The sequence below is a fragment of the Pseudomonas sp. LFS074 genome, assembly GCF_047978165.1.
GTDB lineage: Bacteria > Pseudomonadota > Gammaproteobacteria > Pseudomonadales > Pseudomonadaceae > Aquipseudomonas > Aquipseudomonas putida_P.
In genome coordinates this window covers 943,073-957,753 of sequence record NZ_JBFPFV010000002.1, presented here as the reverse complement: position 1 = coordinate 957,753, position 14,681 = coordinate 943,073, and the positions used below count along the sequence as shown (strand labels likewise).

At 61.6% G+C, this 14,681-nt stretch carries 11 protein-coding genes; 2 read left to right on the top strand and 9 right to left on the bottom strand.

The window, feature by feature from the left end:
* Positions 1-31: 31 nt before the first annotated feature.
* The 9 genes from ACNQP3_RS22575 to ACNQP3_RS22535 all read right to left on the bottom strand — a co-directional run bounded on the left by ACNQP3_RS22575 (position 32) and on the right by ACNQP3_RS22535 (position 11,594).
* Positions 32-1,312 carry a TRAP transporter large permease gene (locus tag ACNQP3_RS22575; protein WP_012273808.1) on the bottom strand — a complete coding sequence of 427 codons (1,281 nt, stop codon included), beginning with the start codon at positions 1,310-1,312 and terminating at the stop codon, positions 32-34.
* The gene (locus ACNQP3_RS22570; RefSeq protein WP_012273807.1) at positions 1,313-1,840 is read right to left on the bottom strand and encodes a TRAP transporter small permease; all 528 of its coding nucleotides are present in this window, start codon (positions 1,838-1,840) and stop codon (positions 1,313-1,315) included.
* A 66-nt stretch (positions 1,841-1,906) separates the two neighbouring features.
* Complete coding sequence (locus ACNQP3_RS22565; protein WP_012273806.1) at positions 1,907-2,878, bottom strand: TRAP transporter substrate-binding protein; 972 nt, start codon at positions 2,876-2,878, stop codon at positions 1,907-1,909.
* Positions 2,879-2,942: 64 nt separating this feature from the next.
* Positions 2,943-3,824, bottom strand: coding sequence for a glucurono-1,5-lactonase (locus ACNQP3_RS22560; protein ID WP_264316482.1), 882 nt, complete (start codon positions 3,822-3,824; stop codon positions 2,943-2,945).
* A gap of 26 nt (positions 3,825-3,850) precedes the next feature.
* Positions 3,851-4,657, bottom strand: coding sequence for an NAD-dependent epimerase/dehydratase family protein (locus ACNQP3_RS22555; RefSeq protein WP_012273804.1), 807 nt, complete (start codon positions 4,655-4,657; stop codon positions 3,851-3,853).
* Positions 4,658-4,908: 251 nt separating this feature from the next.
* Positions 4,909-6,147 (bottom strand): OprD family porin, encoded by a 1,239-nt coding sequence (locus ACNQP3_RS22550; protein WP_012273803.1) that lies wholly within the window; start codon positions 6,145-6,147, stop codon positions 4,909-4,911.
* Positions 6,148-6,693: 546 nt separating this feature from the next.
* Positions 6,694-7,944 carry a ribonucleotide-diphosphate reductase subunit beta gene (locus ACNQP3_RS22545; RefSeq protein ID WP_003254823.1) on the bottom strand — a complete coding sequence of 417 codons (1,251 nt, stop codon included), beginning with the start codon at positions 7,942-7,944 and terminating at the stop codon, positions 6,694-6,696.
* Between the two features lie 446 nt (positions 7,945-8,390).
* Positions 8,391-8,576 (bottom strand): hypothetical protein, encoded by a 186-nt coding sequence (locus tag ACNQP3_RS22540; protein ID WP_264316481.1) that lies wholly within the window; start codon positions 8,574-8,576, stop codon positions 8,391-8,393.
* Positions 8,577-8,714: 138 nt separating this feature from the next.
* Entirely contained in the window at positions 8,715-11,594 is a 2,880-nt protein-coding gene (locus ACNQP3_RS22535; RefSeq protein WP_012273801.1) for a ribonucleoside-diphosphate reductase subunit alpha, read from the bottom strand.
* Positions 11,595-12,376: 782 nt separating this feature from the next.
* On the opposite strand from ACNQP3_RS22535, the gene ACNQP3_RS22530 reads away from it, so the two are divergent.
* Both ACNQP3_RS22530 and ACNQP3_RS22525 read left to right on the top strand, forming a co-directional pair.
* Entirely contained in the window at positions 12,377-13,075 is a 699-nt protein-coding gene (locus tag ACNQP3_RS22530; RefSeq protein ID WP_012273800.1) for a response regulator transcription factor, read from the top strand.
* On the top strand, positions 13,072-14,679 hold the full coding sequence (locus ACNQP3_RS22525) for an ATP-binding protein (RefSeq protein ID WP_012273799.1): 1,608 nt from the start codon (positions 13,072-13,074) through the stop codon (positions 14,677-14,679). The genes ACNQP3_RS22530 and ACNQP3_RS22525 overlap by 4 nt, the downstream gene beginning before the upstream one ends.
* Positions 14,680-14,681: the final 2 nt, after the last annotated feature.

The following is a 14,681-nucleotide window of genomic DNA, read 5'->3' as shown; positions in this document are numbered from 1 at the left end:
CAAAGGGGCCGCAACGCGGCCCCGATTCTATTTACAGCACCACGCTAGGCAGCCACAGCGAAATGGCCGGAATGTAGGTCACCGCCATCAGCACCAAGAACAGCGCCAGGTAGAACGGCAGCAGCGCCTTCACCGTCGACTCGATGCTCACCTTGCCGATGGCCGAACCGACGAACAGCACGGCGCCCACCGGTGGGGTGATCAGCCCGATTCCCAGGTTCACCAGCATGATCATGCCGAAGTGCACCGGGTCCACGCCGATACCGGTGATTACCGGCAACAGGATCGGCGTAAGGATCAGGATCAGCGGCGCCATGTCCATCACCGTGCCCAGCAGCAACAGCATGAAGTTGATGCACATCAGGATCACATAGCGGTTGTCCGACAGGGTCAGAAACGCCGTGGTGATTTTCGACGGGATCTGCATCAGCGTCATCACGTAACCAAAGCTGGCGGCAAAGCCGATCAGAATCATCACGATCGAGATGGTGCGCACCGTGCGATGCATCAGCTTGGGCAGGTCGCGCCACTTGTAGTCGCGGTAGACGAACATGGTCACGAAGAACGACCACACCACCGCCACTGCCGCCGACTCGGTAGCGGTGAACACGCCCGACAAAATGCCGCCAAGGATAATGACCATGGCCATCAGGCCCCACAGCGCTTCACCGGCGATTTTCAGCGCCTGGCGCATCGGGATCACTTCGCCCTTGGGGTAGTTGCGCTTCTTGGCGAAGATCAGGCACAGGCCCATCATCACCGCACTCAGCAGCAAACCGGGCATGACTCCCGCCATGAACAGCGAGGCAATCGACACCGTGCCGCCCGCCGCCAGCGAATACAGCACCGAATTGTGGCTGGGCGGGGTCAGCAGCGCCTGTACCGAGCCGCTGACGGTCACGGCAGTGGAGAATTCGCGCGGGTAACCCTTGCGCTCCATCTCTGGGATCAGCACCGAGCCCACCGAGGCGGTGTCGGCCACCGACGAGCCGGAAATCGCGCCGAAGAAGGTCGAGGCCATGATATTGACCAGCGACAGCCCACCGCGCACGAAGCCCACCAGCACTCCGGCAAATGCCACCAGCCGCCGTGACATACCGCCTTCGGCCATGATCGCGCCGGCCAGCACGAAGAACGGAATCGCCAGCAGCGAGAACTTGTTAACCCCACTGGCCACCTGAATCATCATTGCCTGCAGCGGGATATCGATCCACCAAGCGCCAATCAGCGCCGACAGGCCCAGGGCATAGGCCACCGGCATGCCCAGCAGAATGAGCATGATGAAACTGCCCAACAGAATGAACGCATCCATTTACGCCGCTCCTTCGCTTTCTTCTACGTGGTCGAAGCGCACCACCTTGCGGTGGCTCTGATCGCCCAAGAGGAGTTTTTCCAGTACGAACACCAGGGTCAGCACACCACCGAGCGGAATCGGCGCATAGGTCATGCCAACCCGCACCCCAGGCAATGACGCCAGAGACTGGTTCCAGGTAGTGATGCACAGCTTGGTGCCGTAGTAAGTCATGAACACGCACACCAGAATCATCAGCACTTGCACCAGCAGCGCAACCAACTGGCGCTGCAGTGGTGGCAGGCGGTCTGTAATCATCGCCACCGCCATGTGCGCCCCAGCCCGGTAGCTGGCTGCGGCGCCGACGAAGGTGAACACCACCATCAGCAAGATGGCCACTGGCTCCGGCCAGCTTGAGCCAGTGCCGAGCACGTAGCGGGCGAAAATGCCCCAAGGGATGATCAGCGACATGGCCAGGATCGACAGGCCGGCGATCCAGATGCAGCCGCGGTACAGCGTGTCGTTCGCACGCAGAAAAAGGTTCTTCATGGGCATCACCAAAGCGGCAGGGCGGCGGGCGCCGCACTGCCGAGGTCGTTTGGGTAGGGGGCGCTGTTACTGGACGGCGTCGATGCGCTTCATCAGGTCGGCGTACTGCGCGCCGTATTTTTCGCGTACCGAGGCAGTGGCGTCGTAGAATGGCTTCTTGTCCACGGTGATGAACTCGACACCGGCGGCCTTGAGCTTCTCTTCGCTGGCGGCGGACTTGGCATCCCACAGTGCGCGTTCTTCCATCTGCGCTTCACGCGCGACCTTCTTCACCAGTGCTTGCTGCTCGGGGCTGAGTTTGTTCCAGGTGGTTTTGGACATTACCACCGGCTCCGGCAGAATCAGGTGCCCGGTCAAGGTGTAGTACTTGGCGCTCTGGTAGTGGTTGTGCTCGAGCAGCGTGGGCGGGTTGTTCTCGGCACCATCGATCACGCCGGTCTGCAGGGCGCTGAAAATTTCCCCGGTGTCCATGGCGATACCGTTGCCGCCCATGGCGTTCATCATGTCGATGAACAGCGGGTTGCCCTGTACGCGAATCTTCATGCCCTTGAGGTCTTCCAGGCTGCGTACCGGTTTTTTCGTGTAGATGCTGCGCGAGCCGCCATCCATCCAGGCCAGGGCCACCAGGTTGAAATCGGAGTTGGTGATCTTGTCGAGGATCTCCTGGCCGATCTCGCCGTCGATGATCTTGCGCATGTGCTCATGGTCGCGGAACACGAACGGCATGTTGAACACGTTTACATCCGGCACCACCGGGCCGACGATCCCCAGGCTGACGCGGGTCATCTGCACGGCGCCGATCTGCGCCTGTTCGATCACTTCCTTCTCCGAGCCCAGCACGCCGCCGGCGAACATCTTGAAGGTGATGTCGCCGTTGCTGGCTTCTTCCAGCTTTTTACCCATGTTTTGCTCGGCGACCACGGTCGGGTAGCCGGCCGGGTGAATTTCGGCGAACTTGATGTCCAGTGCCGAGGCGGGTGTGGCGACGCTGAAGGCGAAGGGGAGTACGGCAAGGAGCAGCTTGCGTTTGAACGTCATGATGAAACTCCGTGGTTTTTATTATCTGGTTTCGTGTGTGCAAGTGTGGGGGCGGCAAGGGGCGTCAGCCCCGGTAGGCAGGTTCTTCCAGGCCCTTGGTGCCAGGGTTGAGGGCAAATACCCCGCCGGCCAGGGGCTGGTCGCTGAGGTCTGTGCCCGCAGGGCGGATCGAAGTGACGTACAGGGTGTCCAGGCTGGCGCCGCCAAAGGCGCACATCGCCGGCTTTTTCACCGGCACGCTGAGTGAGCGGTCGAGGCGCCCGTCGGGGGTAAAGCGGTGGATCTGCCCGGCATCGTTGCCGCAGATCCAGTAACAGCCATCCTGGTCGATGGCGGCGCCATCGGGGCGGCCGGGGTAGCCGCGCATATCGACGAACAGCCGCTTGTTGTGCGGTGTGCCGCTGTCGATGTCATAGTCGAAAGCCCAGACCTTTTGCACGCTGGGGTGCGAGTCGGACAGGTACATGCGCGTGCCGTCGGGGCTGAAGGCCAGCCCGTTGGGCACGATCATGCCGTCTTGCTGCAGGTGCAGGTGGCCTTCGCTGTCATGCCGGTACAGCGCGCCGACATGGGCGCCTTGCTGCATGTCCAGCAGCATGGTCCCGGCCCACAAGCGGCCCTGGCGGTCGCAGCGGCCATCGTTGAAGCGCATGCCGGCCTGGGCATGCTGGACGCTGTTGAGCAAACGGCTGTCCAGGCTGCCGTCGGCTTTGGCCTGGATCTGGAAGATGCCGCTTTCCATGCCTGCTACCCAGCCCCGAGCGCTGCGGGCGATGCAGGCCAGCATCTCGTCGCCCTGCCAGACCTGGTGCTTGCCATCGACCGCCTGCCAGCAGTGCAGCTGGCGGGCGGGAATGTCGACCCAGTACAGAGCCTGTTCGCTGACGTGCCACACGGGGCTTTCCCCAGTGCCGTTGCGGGCGTCGACAATCAGTTCGCAATTCATGGCCGTGCCTCCTGGCGCGTGTGGGTTCAGTTGAATGGGCCGGCCACGGCGAAGGCGCCGCCCTGGTAGACCATGCTCGGGTCATCGGCGGCGGGCGCCGGCTGGGCTTCAACGGCGGCGCGGAAGGCTTCGGAGCTGTCCTTGGGCACATAGCCAAGGTGCTCGGCATGGCGGTTGTCCCACCACACGGTGCGGTTGTCGGAGGCGCCGTAGACGATGGTGTGGCCAACGTCGGGCGTGAACAACCCACGCTCGATCAGTTGCACCAGGTCGTCGTAGCTCAGCCAGGTGCAGAGCATGCGCGGGTTCTGAGGTTGCGGGAACGACGAGCCGATGCGAATGCTGACGGTCTCGATGCCGTAGCGGTCGAAATAGAAGCTGGCCACATCCTCGCCGTAGCACTTGGACAACCCGTAGTAGCTGTCGGGGCGGCGCGGGGAGTGGGCGTCGATGCGCTCATCCTGGCGGTAGAAGCCGATGGTGTGGTTCGAGCTGGCGAAGATGATGCGCTTCACCCCATGCTTGCGTGCTGCCTCGTAGACATGAAACACACCGCAGATGTTGGGGCCAAGGATGTCTTCGAAGGAATGCTCGGTGGACACGCCGCCGAAGTGAATGATGGCGTCCACGCCTTCGACCAGGGCGTGGACCGCAGCCTTGTCGGCCAGGTCGCAGGTGATCACTTCTTCGTGCGGCCCGGCAGCAGGTGCCATAGGGCTGATATCGGAAAGGCGCAGGACCTCGGCGTAGCCTTGCAGGCGTTCGCGAAGGACCTTGCCCAGGCCGCCTGCGGCTCCGGTGAGCAGCAGGCGATTGAGGGGAGTAGGGGTCATGGCCGGCTCTTGTTGTTAATTGTTGTAGGTTGTCGTATGACTTAGCTGATTATTGGCGGTGGGTTCGGTTGTTGTCAATGACAACTCAGTGACTGATTAGCGTTATGTGCGGTACTTGTAGGAGCGGCCTTGTGTCGCGAAAGGGCCGCAAAGCGGCCCCGGCAATTTTGCGGTGAGGCCAAGACCCTGGGGGCGCTTCGCACCCCGATCGCGACACAAGGCCGCTCCTACAAGGGCCCGGGTTGAGCGGGTTACAGCAACGACAACGGGTAGTTGAAGATCAACCGGTTCTCATCGAACTCGTTGTTGCTGTAATCCCGCCGAATCGACGAGTTGCGCCACTTCACACTCAAGTCCTTGAACGCCCCGCTCTGGATCACATACGCAAGCTCCGTCTCGCGCACCCACTCCTTGCCATCAGTGACCGACCCGGTATGCACATCGCGCCCGCTGATATAGCGGTTCATCAAGGTCAACCCCGGCACCCCGACCGTCACGAAGTTGAAGTCATGGCGCACCTGCCACGAGCGTTCGTTGGCATTGTCGAAGCTGGAGTTGTAACTGTCGTTGGCCAGGGTCCCGCCGCTGGTGCCGTTGACCCGCATCCAGGTATCGCCATCAACTTTCTGCAGCCCCACCCAGAACGTGCTGCCGCCGTACTTGGCCGAGAACATCCCCGAGTAGGTCTTGTTGTCCAACTGCCCGGCGCGCTCGGAGCCATCCTCATCGCCCTGGAAGTAGCCCAGGTTGGCGCCCAGGGTCCAGTCACCCACTGGCTGGTTATGGCTCACTTGCAGATACTGCTGCTGATACACGTCCTTCAGTACCGCATTCCACAACCCCACCAGCGTGCGGTCCTGGTTGAATTTGTACTCGCCACCGACGAAGTTGAAGCGGTCTGACACCCCGCCGCCGTAGCTCATGTCTTCCATGCTGGCGTCGTTACGCGGGCTGTTGCCGCGGAACTGGCCGCCATACAACGTCAACCCGGCGATCTCGTTGGAGGTGACTTGCCCGCCACGGAACGTCTGCGGCAGCGAGCGCCCGTCGTCCGAACGCAAAATCGGTAGCACCGGCATCCACTCGCCGATTTTCAGTTCGGTCTTGGAGATCCGTGCCTTGCCTGCGACTGCCAGGCGCCCGTAGTCGTCTGCTGGCTTGCCATCGTCGTGGCGCGGGAGCAACGCTGTACCATAAGTGCCGCCGCCGCCATCGAGCTTTACCGACCATAGCCCCAGCACATCCACCCCGAACCCGATCGGCCCTTGGGTGAATCCCGACCGCGCATCGAGGATGAAGCTTTGCGTCCATTCCTCGGCCTTGCTTTGCGGGTTGCTGGGGTTGGTGAAGTTACGGTTGATGTAGAAGTTACGCAGCCCGAGCGTAGCCTTGCTGTCTTCGACAAATCCAGCAGCCAGGCTGGTGCCCGGCAGGCCAGCGATGACACCGGCGCCCAACAGGGCGAAAGGCAGGGTATGGCAGACTCTCATTATTGTTGTGCTCCCGAAGGGTATGGCAGCCCGTCCACCGGGCACGCGCGAGCGGCCTGCGGTAGGGGCGGGTAGGTAACGGGCCGGTCAGGGCCAGGGGTGAAAGCGCGGAAACGGGCCGCTAGGTACTGATGGGCGTACGCCAGCCAGTTGGGGGTAGAGGGATGTGCAACAGACGTGGATGCAGCGGGATGGGTGTCGACATGGGATCGTCCACTGATTGTTGTTTTTGTTATGTGTTGTCGTACAACTGTGGGCGATTATTAGCAAGGCCGAGGTAGGCTGTCAACGTGTAATGGCCTATTGATTATAGGCCCGGCACTCGAATAATGAGGTGTAGCGGCTCTATCATGCCTTCTACAAAGACATACGATGACTTCGCTTAAGCTCCAAGGCTTGCACAGTCCCTGAAGGGGCAGCCTGAGTGATGATGCAGGACAGTTGCTGCGAAGGGCTCAGCGTCATCTCACAGAGCACATTGCCAAGCCATTCCAGCAAAAAAAAAGGCTGCCATTCGGCAGCCTTCTCGATGCTCAGCCCGGACGATCAGTCCCAGCTCAGTGCACCACCAGTCTGATACTCGATCACGCGCGTCTCAAAGAAGTTCTTCTCCTTCTTCAAGTCCATGATTTCGCTCATCCAAGGGAACGGGTTGGTAGTCCCTGGGTACTCTTCTTTCAGACCAATCTGAGTCAGACGGCGGTTGGCGATGAACTTGAGGTAATCCTCCATCATCGCCGCGTTCATGCCCAGCACGCCGCGTGGCATGGTGTCACGGGCGTATTCGATTTCCAGCTGGGTCCCTTGCAGGATCATCTGGGTCGCTTCTTCCTTCATCGCCGCGTCCCACAGGTGCGGGTTTTCGATCTTGATCTGGTTGATCACGTCGATACCGAAGTTCAGGTGCATCGACTCGTCACGCAGGATGTACTGGAACTGCTCGGCCACGCCGGTCATCTTGTTGCGGCGGCCCATGGACAGGATCTGGGTGAAGCCGCAGTAGAAGAAGATGCCTTCCAGCACGCAGTAGTAGGCGATCAGGTTGCGCAGCAGCTCTTTGTCGGTTTCGACGGTGCCGGTGTTGAATTCCGGGTCGGAGATGGCGCGGGTGTACTTCAGGCCCCAGGCGGCTTTTTTCGCGACCGACGGGATCTCGTGGTACATGTTGAAGATCTCGCCTTCATCCATGCCCAGCGATTCGATGCAGTACTGGTAGGCGTGGGTGTGGATCGCCTCTTCGAAGGCCTGGCGCAGGATGTACTGGCGGCACTCGGGGTTGGTGATCAGGCGGTACACCGCCAGGGCCAGGTTGTTGGCAACCAGCGAGTCGGCGGTGGAGAAGAAGCCCAGGTTGCGCATGACGATGCGGCGCTCGTCTTCGGTCAGGCCGTCCTGGCTCTTCCACAGGGCGATGTCGGCGGTCATGTTGACCTCTTGCGGCATCCAGTGGTTGGCGCAGCCGTCCAGGTACTTCTGCCAGGCCCAGTCGTACTTGAACGGTACCAGCTGGTTGAGGTCGGCGCGGCAGTTGATCATGCGTTTTTCGTCAACTGCAACACGGGCCGAGGAACCCTCCAGCTCGGCCAGGCCTTCGGCAACGTCGAGGGCATCCAGGGCAGCCTTGGCACGTTTGACGGCTTCGGAGTCAGAAGCGGTGGCCGCACGGGCTTCCAGGGCGGCGGCACCACCGGCGCTGTCGAGCTTGTCGAGAGTGGCGGCGGCAGCGGCCTGCGCAGGGGTATTGCCTTTGGCGGCTACTTCGCCGTCTTCTTTGTCGAATTCGTCCCAGCTCAGCATGGTTTGGCTCCTGCTTGAGGGTCGCCCTGGGGCAACCGGTTGGATTTTAAGAATGTGATGCCTGACGCAAGGCCGTAACGGCGAATGGACAGCTCGAGAGGCTGACTCTCGTTTACATCTGAATGTGTTCTGGCTTGTACCTGGCCAGGCCTCTGGGAGGGGCCAGGACAATTGAAAGGTGCTCTTTTCAGAGGGGGCGAAGTATATAGGATTTCGCCTTCGATCGGGGCGCGTCTCTTGCGGGCGAGCGTAACTATTTCGACCGGAATTGCGTGCGTCCGTTCACCTGGTTCGTGTCGTTTGCTACGGGGAGGGAGTGTAGCGGCAAAATGCGAATGACACTACATATTGTGCCATTTTATTTTTTTCACACATTATGTGGTGTTGGCGCGATCTTTGTAAGCTCGGCTTTGTGTCGCGATAGGGCCGCAAAGCGGCCCCGGCGATCATGCGGCGCTGCTGCAATCCTGGGGGCGCTTCACACCCCCATGCGACACGAGGCCGCTGCCACGGGTGTGCAGCGTTTCGACAATGTGTGTCTTGGGGTTGTTGCGTGCTTCTGCGACCGTGGTGAAACGCCCGGTTTCAGCATTGCGACCAATCTTGCGAGTTTTCTTTTTTTTCCGCGCCATGGGCTAATGTCCTGTTCGAGAGGTCTTGTTCTTTTACCGAGCCGCGCGAGCGGTGGGCAAAGGGCAAGATTTCTCTGATGCGCGGATACAAAAATGCCGCGCGGGGCACCCGTAGGCACCCCGCGCGGCATTCAGGCCTTACTGGCAGGCTTCGCAGTCAGGCTCGTCGATCGCGCAGGCCTTTGGCACTGGCGCAGGGCCGGCTGCCTGAACCGGGGCGCTGTCGCCACCGCTGGAAACGGCGTTGAGCTTGCCGGTGTTGATGGTCGACTTCTCGGTGCTGGTCGCGGCCAGGGCACGGAGGTAGTAGGTGGTTTTCAGACCACGGTACCAGGCCATGCGGTAGGTCACGTCCAGCTTCTTGCCCGAGGCGCCGGCGATGTACAGGTTCAGCGACTGAGCCTGGTCGATCCACTTCTGGCGACGGGAAGCTGCGTCGACAATCCACTTGGTCTCGACTTCGAACGCGGTGGCGTACAGGTCTTTCAGCTCTTGCGGGATACGTTCGATCTGCTGCACCGAGCCGTCGTAGTACTTCAGGTCGTTGATCATGACCGAGTCCCACAGGCCGCGGGCCTTCAGGTCGCGGACCAGGTACGGGTTGATCACGGTGAACTCGCCCGACAGGTTCGATTTCACGTACAGGTTCTGGTAGGTCGGCTCGATCGACTGCGACACGCCGGTGATGTTGGCGATGGTCGCGGTTGGCGCGATGGCCATGATGTTCGAGTTACGAATACCTTTCTGTACGCGGGCACGTACCGGCGCCCAGTCCAGGGTTTCGTTCAGGTCGACGTCGATGTACTTCTGGCCACGGGCTTCGATCAGGATCTGTTGCGAATCCAGCGGCAGGATGCCCTTGGACCACAGCGAACCCTGGAAGGTCTCGTAGGCGCCACGCTCGTCGGCCAGGTCGCAGGACGCCTGGATCGCGTAGTAGCTGACCGCTTCCATCGACTTGTCGGCGAACTCGACGGCAGCGTCGGAGCCGTAGGCGATGTGCTGCAGGTACAGTGCGTCCTGGAAGCCCATGATGCCCAGGCCGACCGGGCGGTGCTTGAGGTTCGAGTTACGCGCCTGCGGCACCGAGTAGTAGTTGATGTCGATCACGTTGTCGAGCATGCGCACAGCGGTGTTGACGGTGCGTTGCAGCTTGGCGGTGTCCAGCTTGCCATCGACGATGTGGTTCGGCAGGTTGATCGAGCCCAGGTTGCAGACCGCGATCTCATCCTTGTTGGTGTTCAAGGTGATCTCGGTGCACAGGTTGGAGCTGTGGACCACGCCCACATGCTGCTGCGGCGAACGCAGGTTGCACGGGTCCTTGAAGGTCAGCCATGGGTGGCCGGTCTCGAACAGCATCGACAGCATCTTGCGCCACAGGTCTTTGGCCTGGATGGTCTTGAACACCTTGATCTTGTTGTACTCGGTCAGGGCTTCGTAGTACTCGTAGCGCTCTTCGAAGGCCTTGCCGGTCAGGTCGTGCAGGTCTGGCACTTCCGAAGGCGAGAACAGGGTCCACTTGCCGTCATCGAAGACACGCTTCATGAACAGGTCGGGGATCCAGTTGGCGGTGTTCATGTCGTGGGTACGACGACGGTCATCACCGGTGTTCTTGCGCAGCTCGATGAACTCTTCGATGTCCAGGTGCCAGGTTTCCAGGTAGGCACACACGGCGCCCTTGCGCTTGCCACCCTGGTTGACGGCAACGGCGGTGTCGTTGACCACTTTCAGGAACGGTACGACGCCCTGGGATTTACCGTTGGTACCCTTGATGTAGGAGCCCAGTGCGCGCACAGGGGTCCAGTCGTTGCCCAGGCCACCGGCGAATTTCGACAGCATGGCGTTGTCGTGAATCGCGTGGTAGATGCCCGACAGATCGTCCGGCACGGTGGTCAGGTAGCAGCTGGACAGCTGCGGGCGCAGGGTGCCGGCGTTGAACAGGGTCGGGGTCGAGGCCATGTAGTCGAACGACGACAACAGGTTGTAGAACTCGATCGCACGGGCTTCCTTGTCTTTCTCCTCCAGCGCCAGGCCCATGGCCACACGCATGAAGAACACCTGCGGCAGCTCGAAGCGCACGCCATCCTTGTGGATGAAGTAGCGGTCGTACAGGGTCTGCAGGCCCAGGTAGGTGAACTGCTGGTCGCGCTCGTGGTTGATCGCCTTGCCCAGTTTTTCCAGGTCGAAGTCGGCCAGCGCCGGGTTCAGCAGTTCGAACTCGATACCTTTGGCGACGTAGGCTGGCAGGGCCTTGGCGTACAGGTCGGCCATTTCGTGGTGGGTAGCGCTGTCGGCTACGTTGAGGAAGCCCAGGCCTTCGGCGCGCAGGGTGTCCATCAGCAGGCGTGCGGTAACGAACGAGTAGTTGGGCTCGCGCTCTACCAGGGTACGGGCGGTCATCACCAGGGCGGTGTTGACGTCCTTGATGGCCACGCCGTCGTACAGGTTCTTCAGGGTTTCGCGCTGGATCAGGTCGCCATCGACTTCGGCCAGGCCTTCGCAGGCTTCGCTGATGATGGTGTTCAGGCGGGCCATATCGAGCGGAGCCAGGCTGCCGTCGGCCAGGGTGATGCGGATGCTTGGGTGCGGCTCGACCACGGCGTCGGTGTTGGCGCGGGTGGCACGCTCCTTGGCACGCTGGTCGCGGTAGATCACGTAGTCGCGGGCAACTTTCTGCTCGCCGGCGCGCATCAGGGCCAGTTCGACCTGGTCCTGGATTTCTTCGATGTGGATGGTGCCACCCGATGGCATGCGACGCTTGAACGTGGCGGTAACCTGCTCGGTCAGACGCGCGACGGTGTCGTGGATGCGCGACGAAGCGGCGGCGGTGCCGCCTTCAACTGCGAGGAACGCCTTGGTGATGGCCACGGTGATCTTGTCGTCGGTGTAAGGGACGACAGTGCCGTTACGCTTGATCACGCGCAGTTGGCCGGGGGCGGTGGCGGCCAGATCCTGGTTGGAATCGGCGGCCTGCGGCACCTTGGCCTGCGGGTTCTCGCGAGTTGTGTCGGTTTGCATGGGTGGGTGTCTCCACAGTTTCTATATTGTTCAGGCGCCTTTTGGGCGCCCACCGTTCCGTCCACTTGCTCGATGGCCTGGCGGGGATGCGCAATGCATGCGCGTCCGCCCGCGCGGGCGTACCGACTTCGGGACAGACTCAGGAATAAGGGGCAATGGCTTGCCGCTCCCTGGCCGAAGTCAAAGGTTCTGGGCAGGGCCCAAAAACTGTTGCTGATGGATGCCAGGCCTGGCCTGCAACACCCATACCCGAACAAGGCCCTGGAAGGGCTTGCCTCGGTCGCCTCCGCAGGAGCGGTTCGGCTGCTGAAATCACCTGAAGTTCCACCCGGAAAATCGCTTGATCTTGCGGGTTGACTTTTGTGTGTGATTTTGCACGAACCCCTATATCTAGTGGTTCGCTGCGATCGGGATACAAGATAATGCGGTATTGGGGGCTTTGCAAGGCGAGCGCCTGTGGATAACGTGTGTGTACTTTGTGAGTGAATGGTGGGTATTCGCTGTAGGCCTTGTGCCAAGTGGTTTGCAGTATTTTTCTGCGCCTTGATGCCCCGGGGCAGTTTTTTTCGGGCGCGAACCCTATCACAAAAAACGGTTCAGTCGAGGGGCTGTGGGTGGGTTGGCAGTGCCGGGGGCGGGACGTAGTATCCGGCTGTGATATTGCTTTTAGGTTAAAGGGGCAGTGCGCAGGTTTCGAAAGCGGCGCGGTCCCTGTGGGAGCGGCTTTAGCTGCGAAACGGCCCGCACTGGCAACAGAAAAACAACAATTAAAGGCAGAGGCCATGGACCACCCCACCCCACGCATCCTCATTGTTGAAGACGACCAGCGTCTGGCCGACCTCACTGCCGAGTACCTGCAGGCCAACGGCTACGAGGTCAGTGTCGAGGGTGATGGAGCCCGCGCCGCGCGGCGCATCGTCGACAGCCAGCCCGACCTGGTCATTCTCGACCTCATGCTCCCCGGCGAGGACGGTCTGAGCATCTGCCGCCGTGTGCGTAGCCAGTACCTTGGCCCGATCCTGATGCTCACCGCCCGCAGCGACGAACTGGACCAGGTCCAGGGCCTGGACCTGGGGGCTGATGACTATGTCTGCAAACCGGTGCGCCCACGCCTGCTGCTGGCGCGCATTCAGGCCCTGCTGCGCCGTAGCGAGACCGTGGACAGCAAACGTCAAGACCTGGCTTTCGGTGCGCTGCACATCGACAACCGCTTGCGCGAGGCGCGCCTGGGCGAACAATTGATCGAGCTGACCGGCGCCGAGTTCGACCTGCTCTGGCTGCTGGCCAGCAATGCCGGCCGGGTGCTGACGCGCGAGCAGATTTTCACCGCACTGCGGGGCGTGGGCTACGACGGCCAGGACCGCTCCATCGATATACGCATTTCTAAAATCCGCCCCAAGATCGGCGATGACCCACTGCAGCCACGGTTGATCAAGACCCTGCGCAGCAAGGGCTATCTGTTTGTCGGCGAGGCGCCATGAACAATTCGATCTTCCTGCGCGTCTACGGCGGCATGCTGGCCGTGTTGGTGCTGGTGGCCTTGCTTGGCGTGCTCAGCCTGCACCTGGTCAATGAAGTACGCGCCGCACAGCACCGCGAGGGCTTGGCCCAGGGAACCTTCAGCCTGATGGCTGACAACCTGGCGACGCAGAATGAAACCGAACGCAAGCGCTCGCTGCTGATCTGGGAGCGCCTGCTTGGTGTGCCGCTGACGTTGCAGCCAATGACCGCGCGCAGCCTTGACGGTGGCCAGCGGGCGCGCCTGTACCGTGGCCTGGTGGTAGTCGAGAAGACGGGGCCACATGCGGCGCAAGTACTGCGCAAGGTCGGCCAGGAAGACCTGATGCTGGTTGCGCAGATCAAACAGATCAGCGAGCAGCTGGCGCGCGCCACACTCTATCTATTGGCTGACGAACTGGTGCGCTACCCGGTAACCGAACAGCAGCAGCGCCTGGCCCAGATCAAGCTGGAAAAGGGCTTTGGCTTTGGTGTCGCCCTGCAGCGTATCGAGCGGGTCAGCCTGGACGATGACCAGCGGCGCCGGGTCGAGGAGGGCGACACGGTGATGGCGCTGGGCAAGGATGGCGACTCGATCCGTGTATTCGCAGGGCTGACGGGCTCTCCCTGGGTGCTGGAAATCGGCCCGTTGTATCAGCTCAACCCGTACCCGCCGCAGTTGCTGATCCTGATTGCCTTCCTAGGCCTGTGCTTGATCGGCCTGGTGGTATACCTGCTGGTGCGTCAGCTGGAGCGCCGGGTGTCAGGGCTGGAGATTGCGGCCACGCGCATTGCCCAAGGCAGCCTGGATACCCGCGTACCGGCTGGCGATGCCGACTCGGTAGGGCGCCTGGCCGCTGCCTTCAATGGCATGGCCGAACACCTGCAGCGCTCGCTGACCATGCAGCGCGAGTTGGTACGGGCGGTGTCCCATGAGCTGCGCACGCCAGTGGCACGCCTGCGCTTTGGCCTGGAAATGATCGAAAGTGCCACGACTGAGCAGGCCCGGGCCAAACACCTGGCCGGCATGGACGGCGACATTCAGGACCTCGACAAGCTGGTGGACGAGATGCTGACCTACGCCCGTCTGGAGCAGGGCGCGCCAGCCTTGAAGTTCCAGCGGGTCGATCTGGATGCCTTGCTCGATCGGGTGATCGGAGAGCTGGCGCCGTTGCGTGCCGAGGTGCGGGTGGTGCGCGGTGACTGCCAGGGCGCGGATGCCGAGGGCGCCTGGGTCGAAGCCGAGCCGCGTTACCTGCACCGGGCCCTGCAGAACCTGGTCGGCAATGCCATGCGCCATGCCGAGTCTGAAGTGCGTCTGAGCTACCAGTTGGGGCAGCAACGCTGCCGTATCGACGTGGAAGATGACGGCCCTGGGATCCCCGAGGGTGTCTGGGACCGCATCTTCACGCCATTTACCCGCCTTGATGACAGCCGTACCCGTGCCTCGGGCGGGCATGGCCTGGGCTTGTCGATCGTACGGCGGATCATCTACTGGCACGCGGGCAGGGCTTCGGTTGGGCGCAGTGCCGCGTTGGGTGGCGCCTGCTTCAGCCTCAACTGGCCCCGGCAGCAGGCACCGTTGTAAAG

Bases quoted from the DNA above. Each gene is read 5' to 3' on its own strand.
- ACNQP3_RS22575 (WP_012273808.1), bottom strand. From the start codon at position 1,312: ATGGATGCGTTCATTCTGTTGGGCAGTTTCATCATGCTCATTCTGCTG.
- ACNQP3_RS22535 (WP_012273801.1), bottom strand. From the start codon at position 11,594: ATGCAAACCGACACAACTCGCGAGAACCCGCAGGCCAAGGTGCCGCAG.
- ACNQP3_RS22565 (WP_012273806.1), bottom strand. From the start codon at position 2,878: ATGACGTTCAAACGCAAGCTGCTCCTTGCCGTACTCCCCTTCGCCTTC.
- ACNQP3_RS22570 (WP_012273807.1), bottom strand. From the start codon at position 1,840: ATGAAGAACCTTTTTCTGCGTGCGAACGACACGCTGTACCGCGGCTGC.
- ACNQP3_RS22560 (WP_264316482.1), bottom strand. From the start codon at position 3,824: ATGAATTGCGAACTGATTGTCGACGCCCGCAACGGCACTGGGGAAAGC.
- ACNQP3_RS22545 (WP_003254823.1), bottom strand. From the start codon at position 7,944: ATGCTGAGCTGGGACGAATTCGACAAAGAAGACGGCGAAGTAGCCGCC.
- ACNQP3_RS22555 (WP_012273804.1), bottom strand. From the start codon at position 4,657: ATGACCCCTACTCCCCTCAATCGCCTGCTGCTCACCGGAGCCGCAGGC.
- ACNQP3_RS22540 (WP_264316481.1), bottom strand. From the start codon at position 8,576: ATGGCGCGGAAAAAAAAGAAAACTCGCAAGATTGGTCGCAATGCTGAA.
- ACNQP3_RS22530 (WP_012273800.1), top strand. From the start codon at position 12,377: ATGGACCACCCCACCCCACGCATCCTCATTGTTGAAGACGACCAGCGT.
- ACNQP3_RS22550 (WP_012273803.1), bottom strand. From the start codon at position 6,147: ATGAGAGTCTGCCATACCCTGCCTTTCGCCCTGTTGGGCGCCGGTGTC.
- ACNQP3_RS22525 (WP_012273799.1), top strand. From the start codon at position 13,072: ATGAACAATTCGATCTTCCTGCGCGTCTACGGCGGCATGCTGGCCGTG.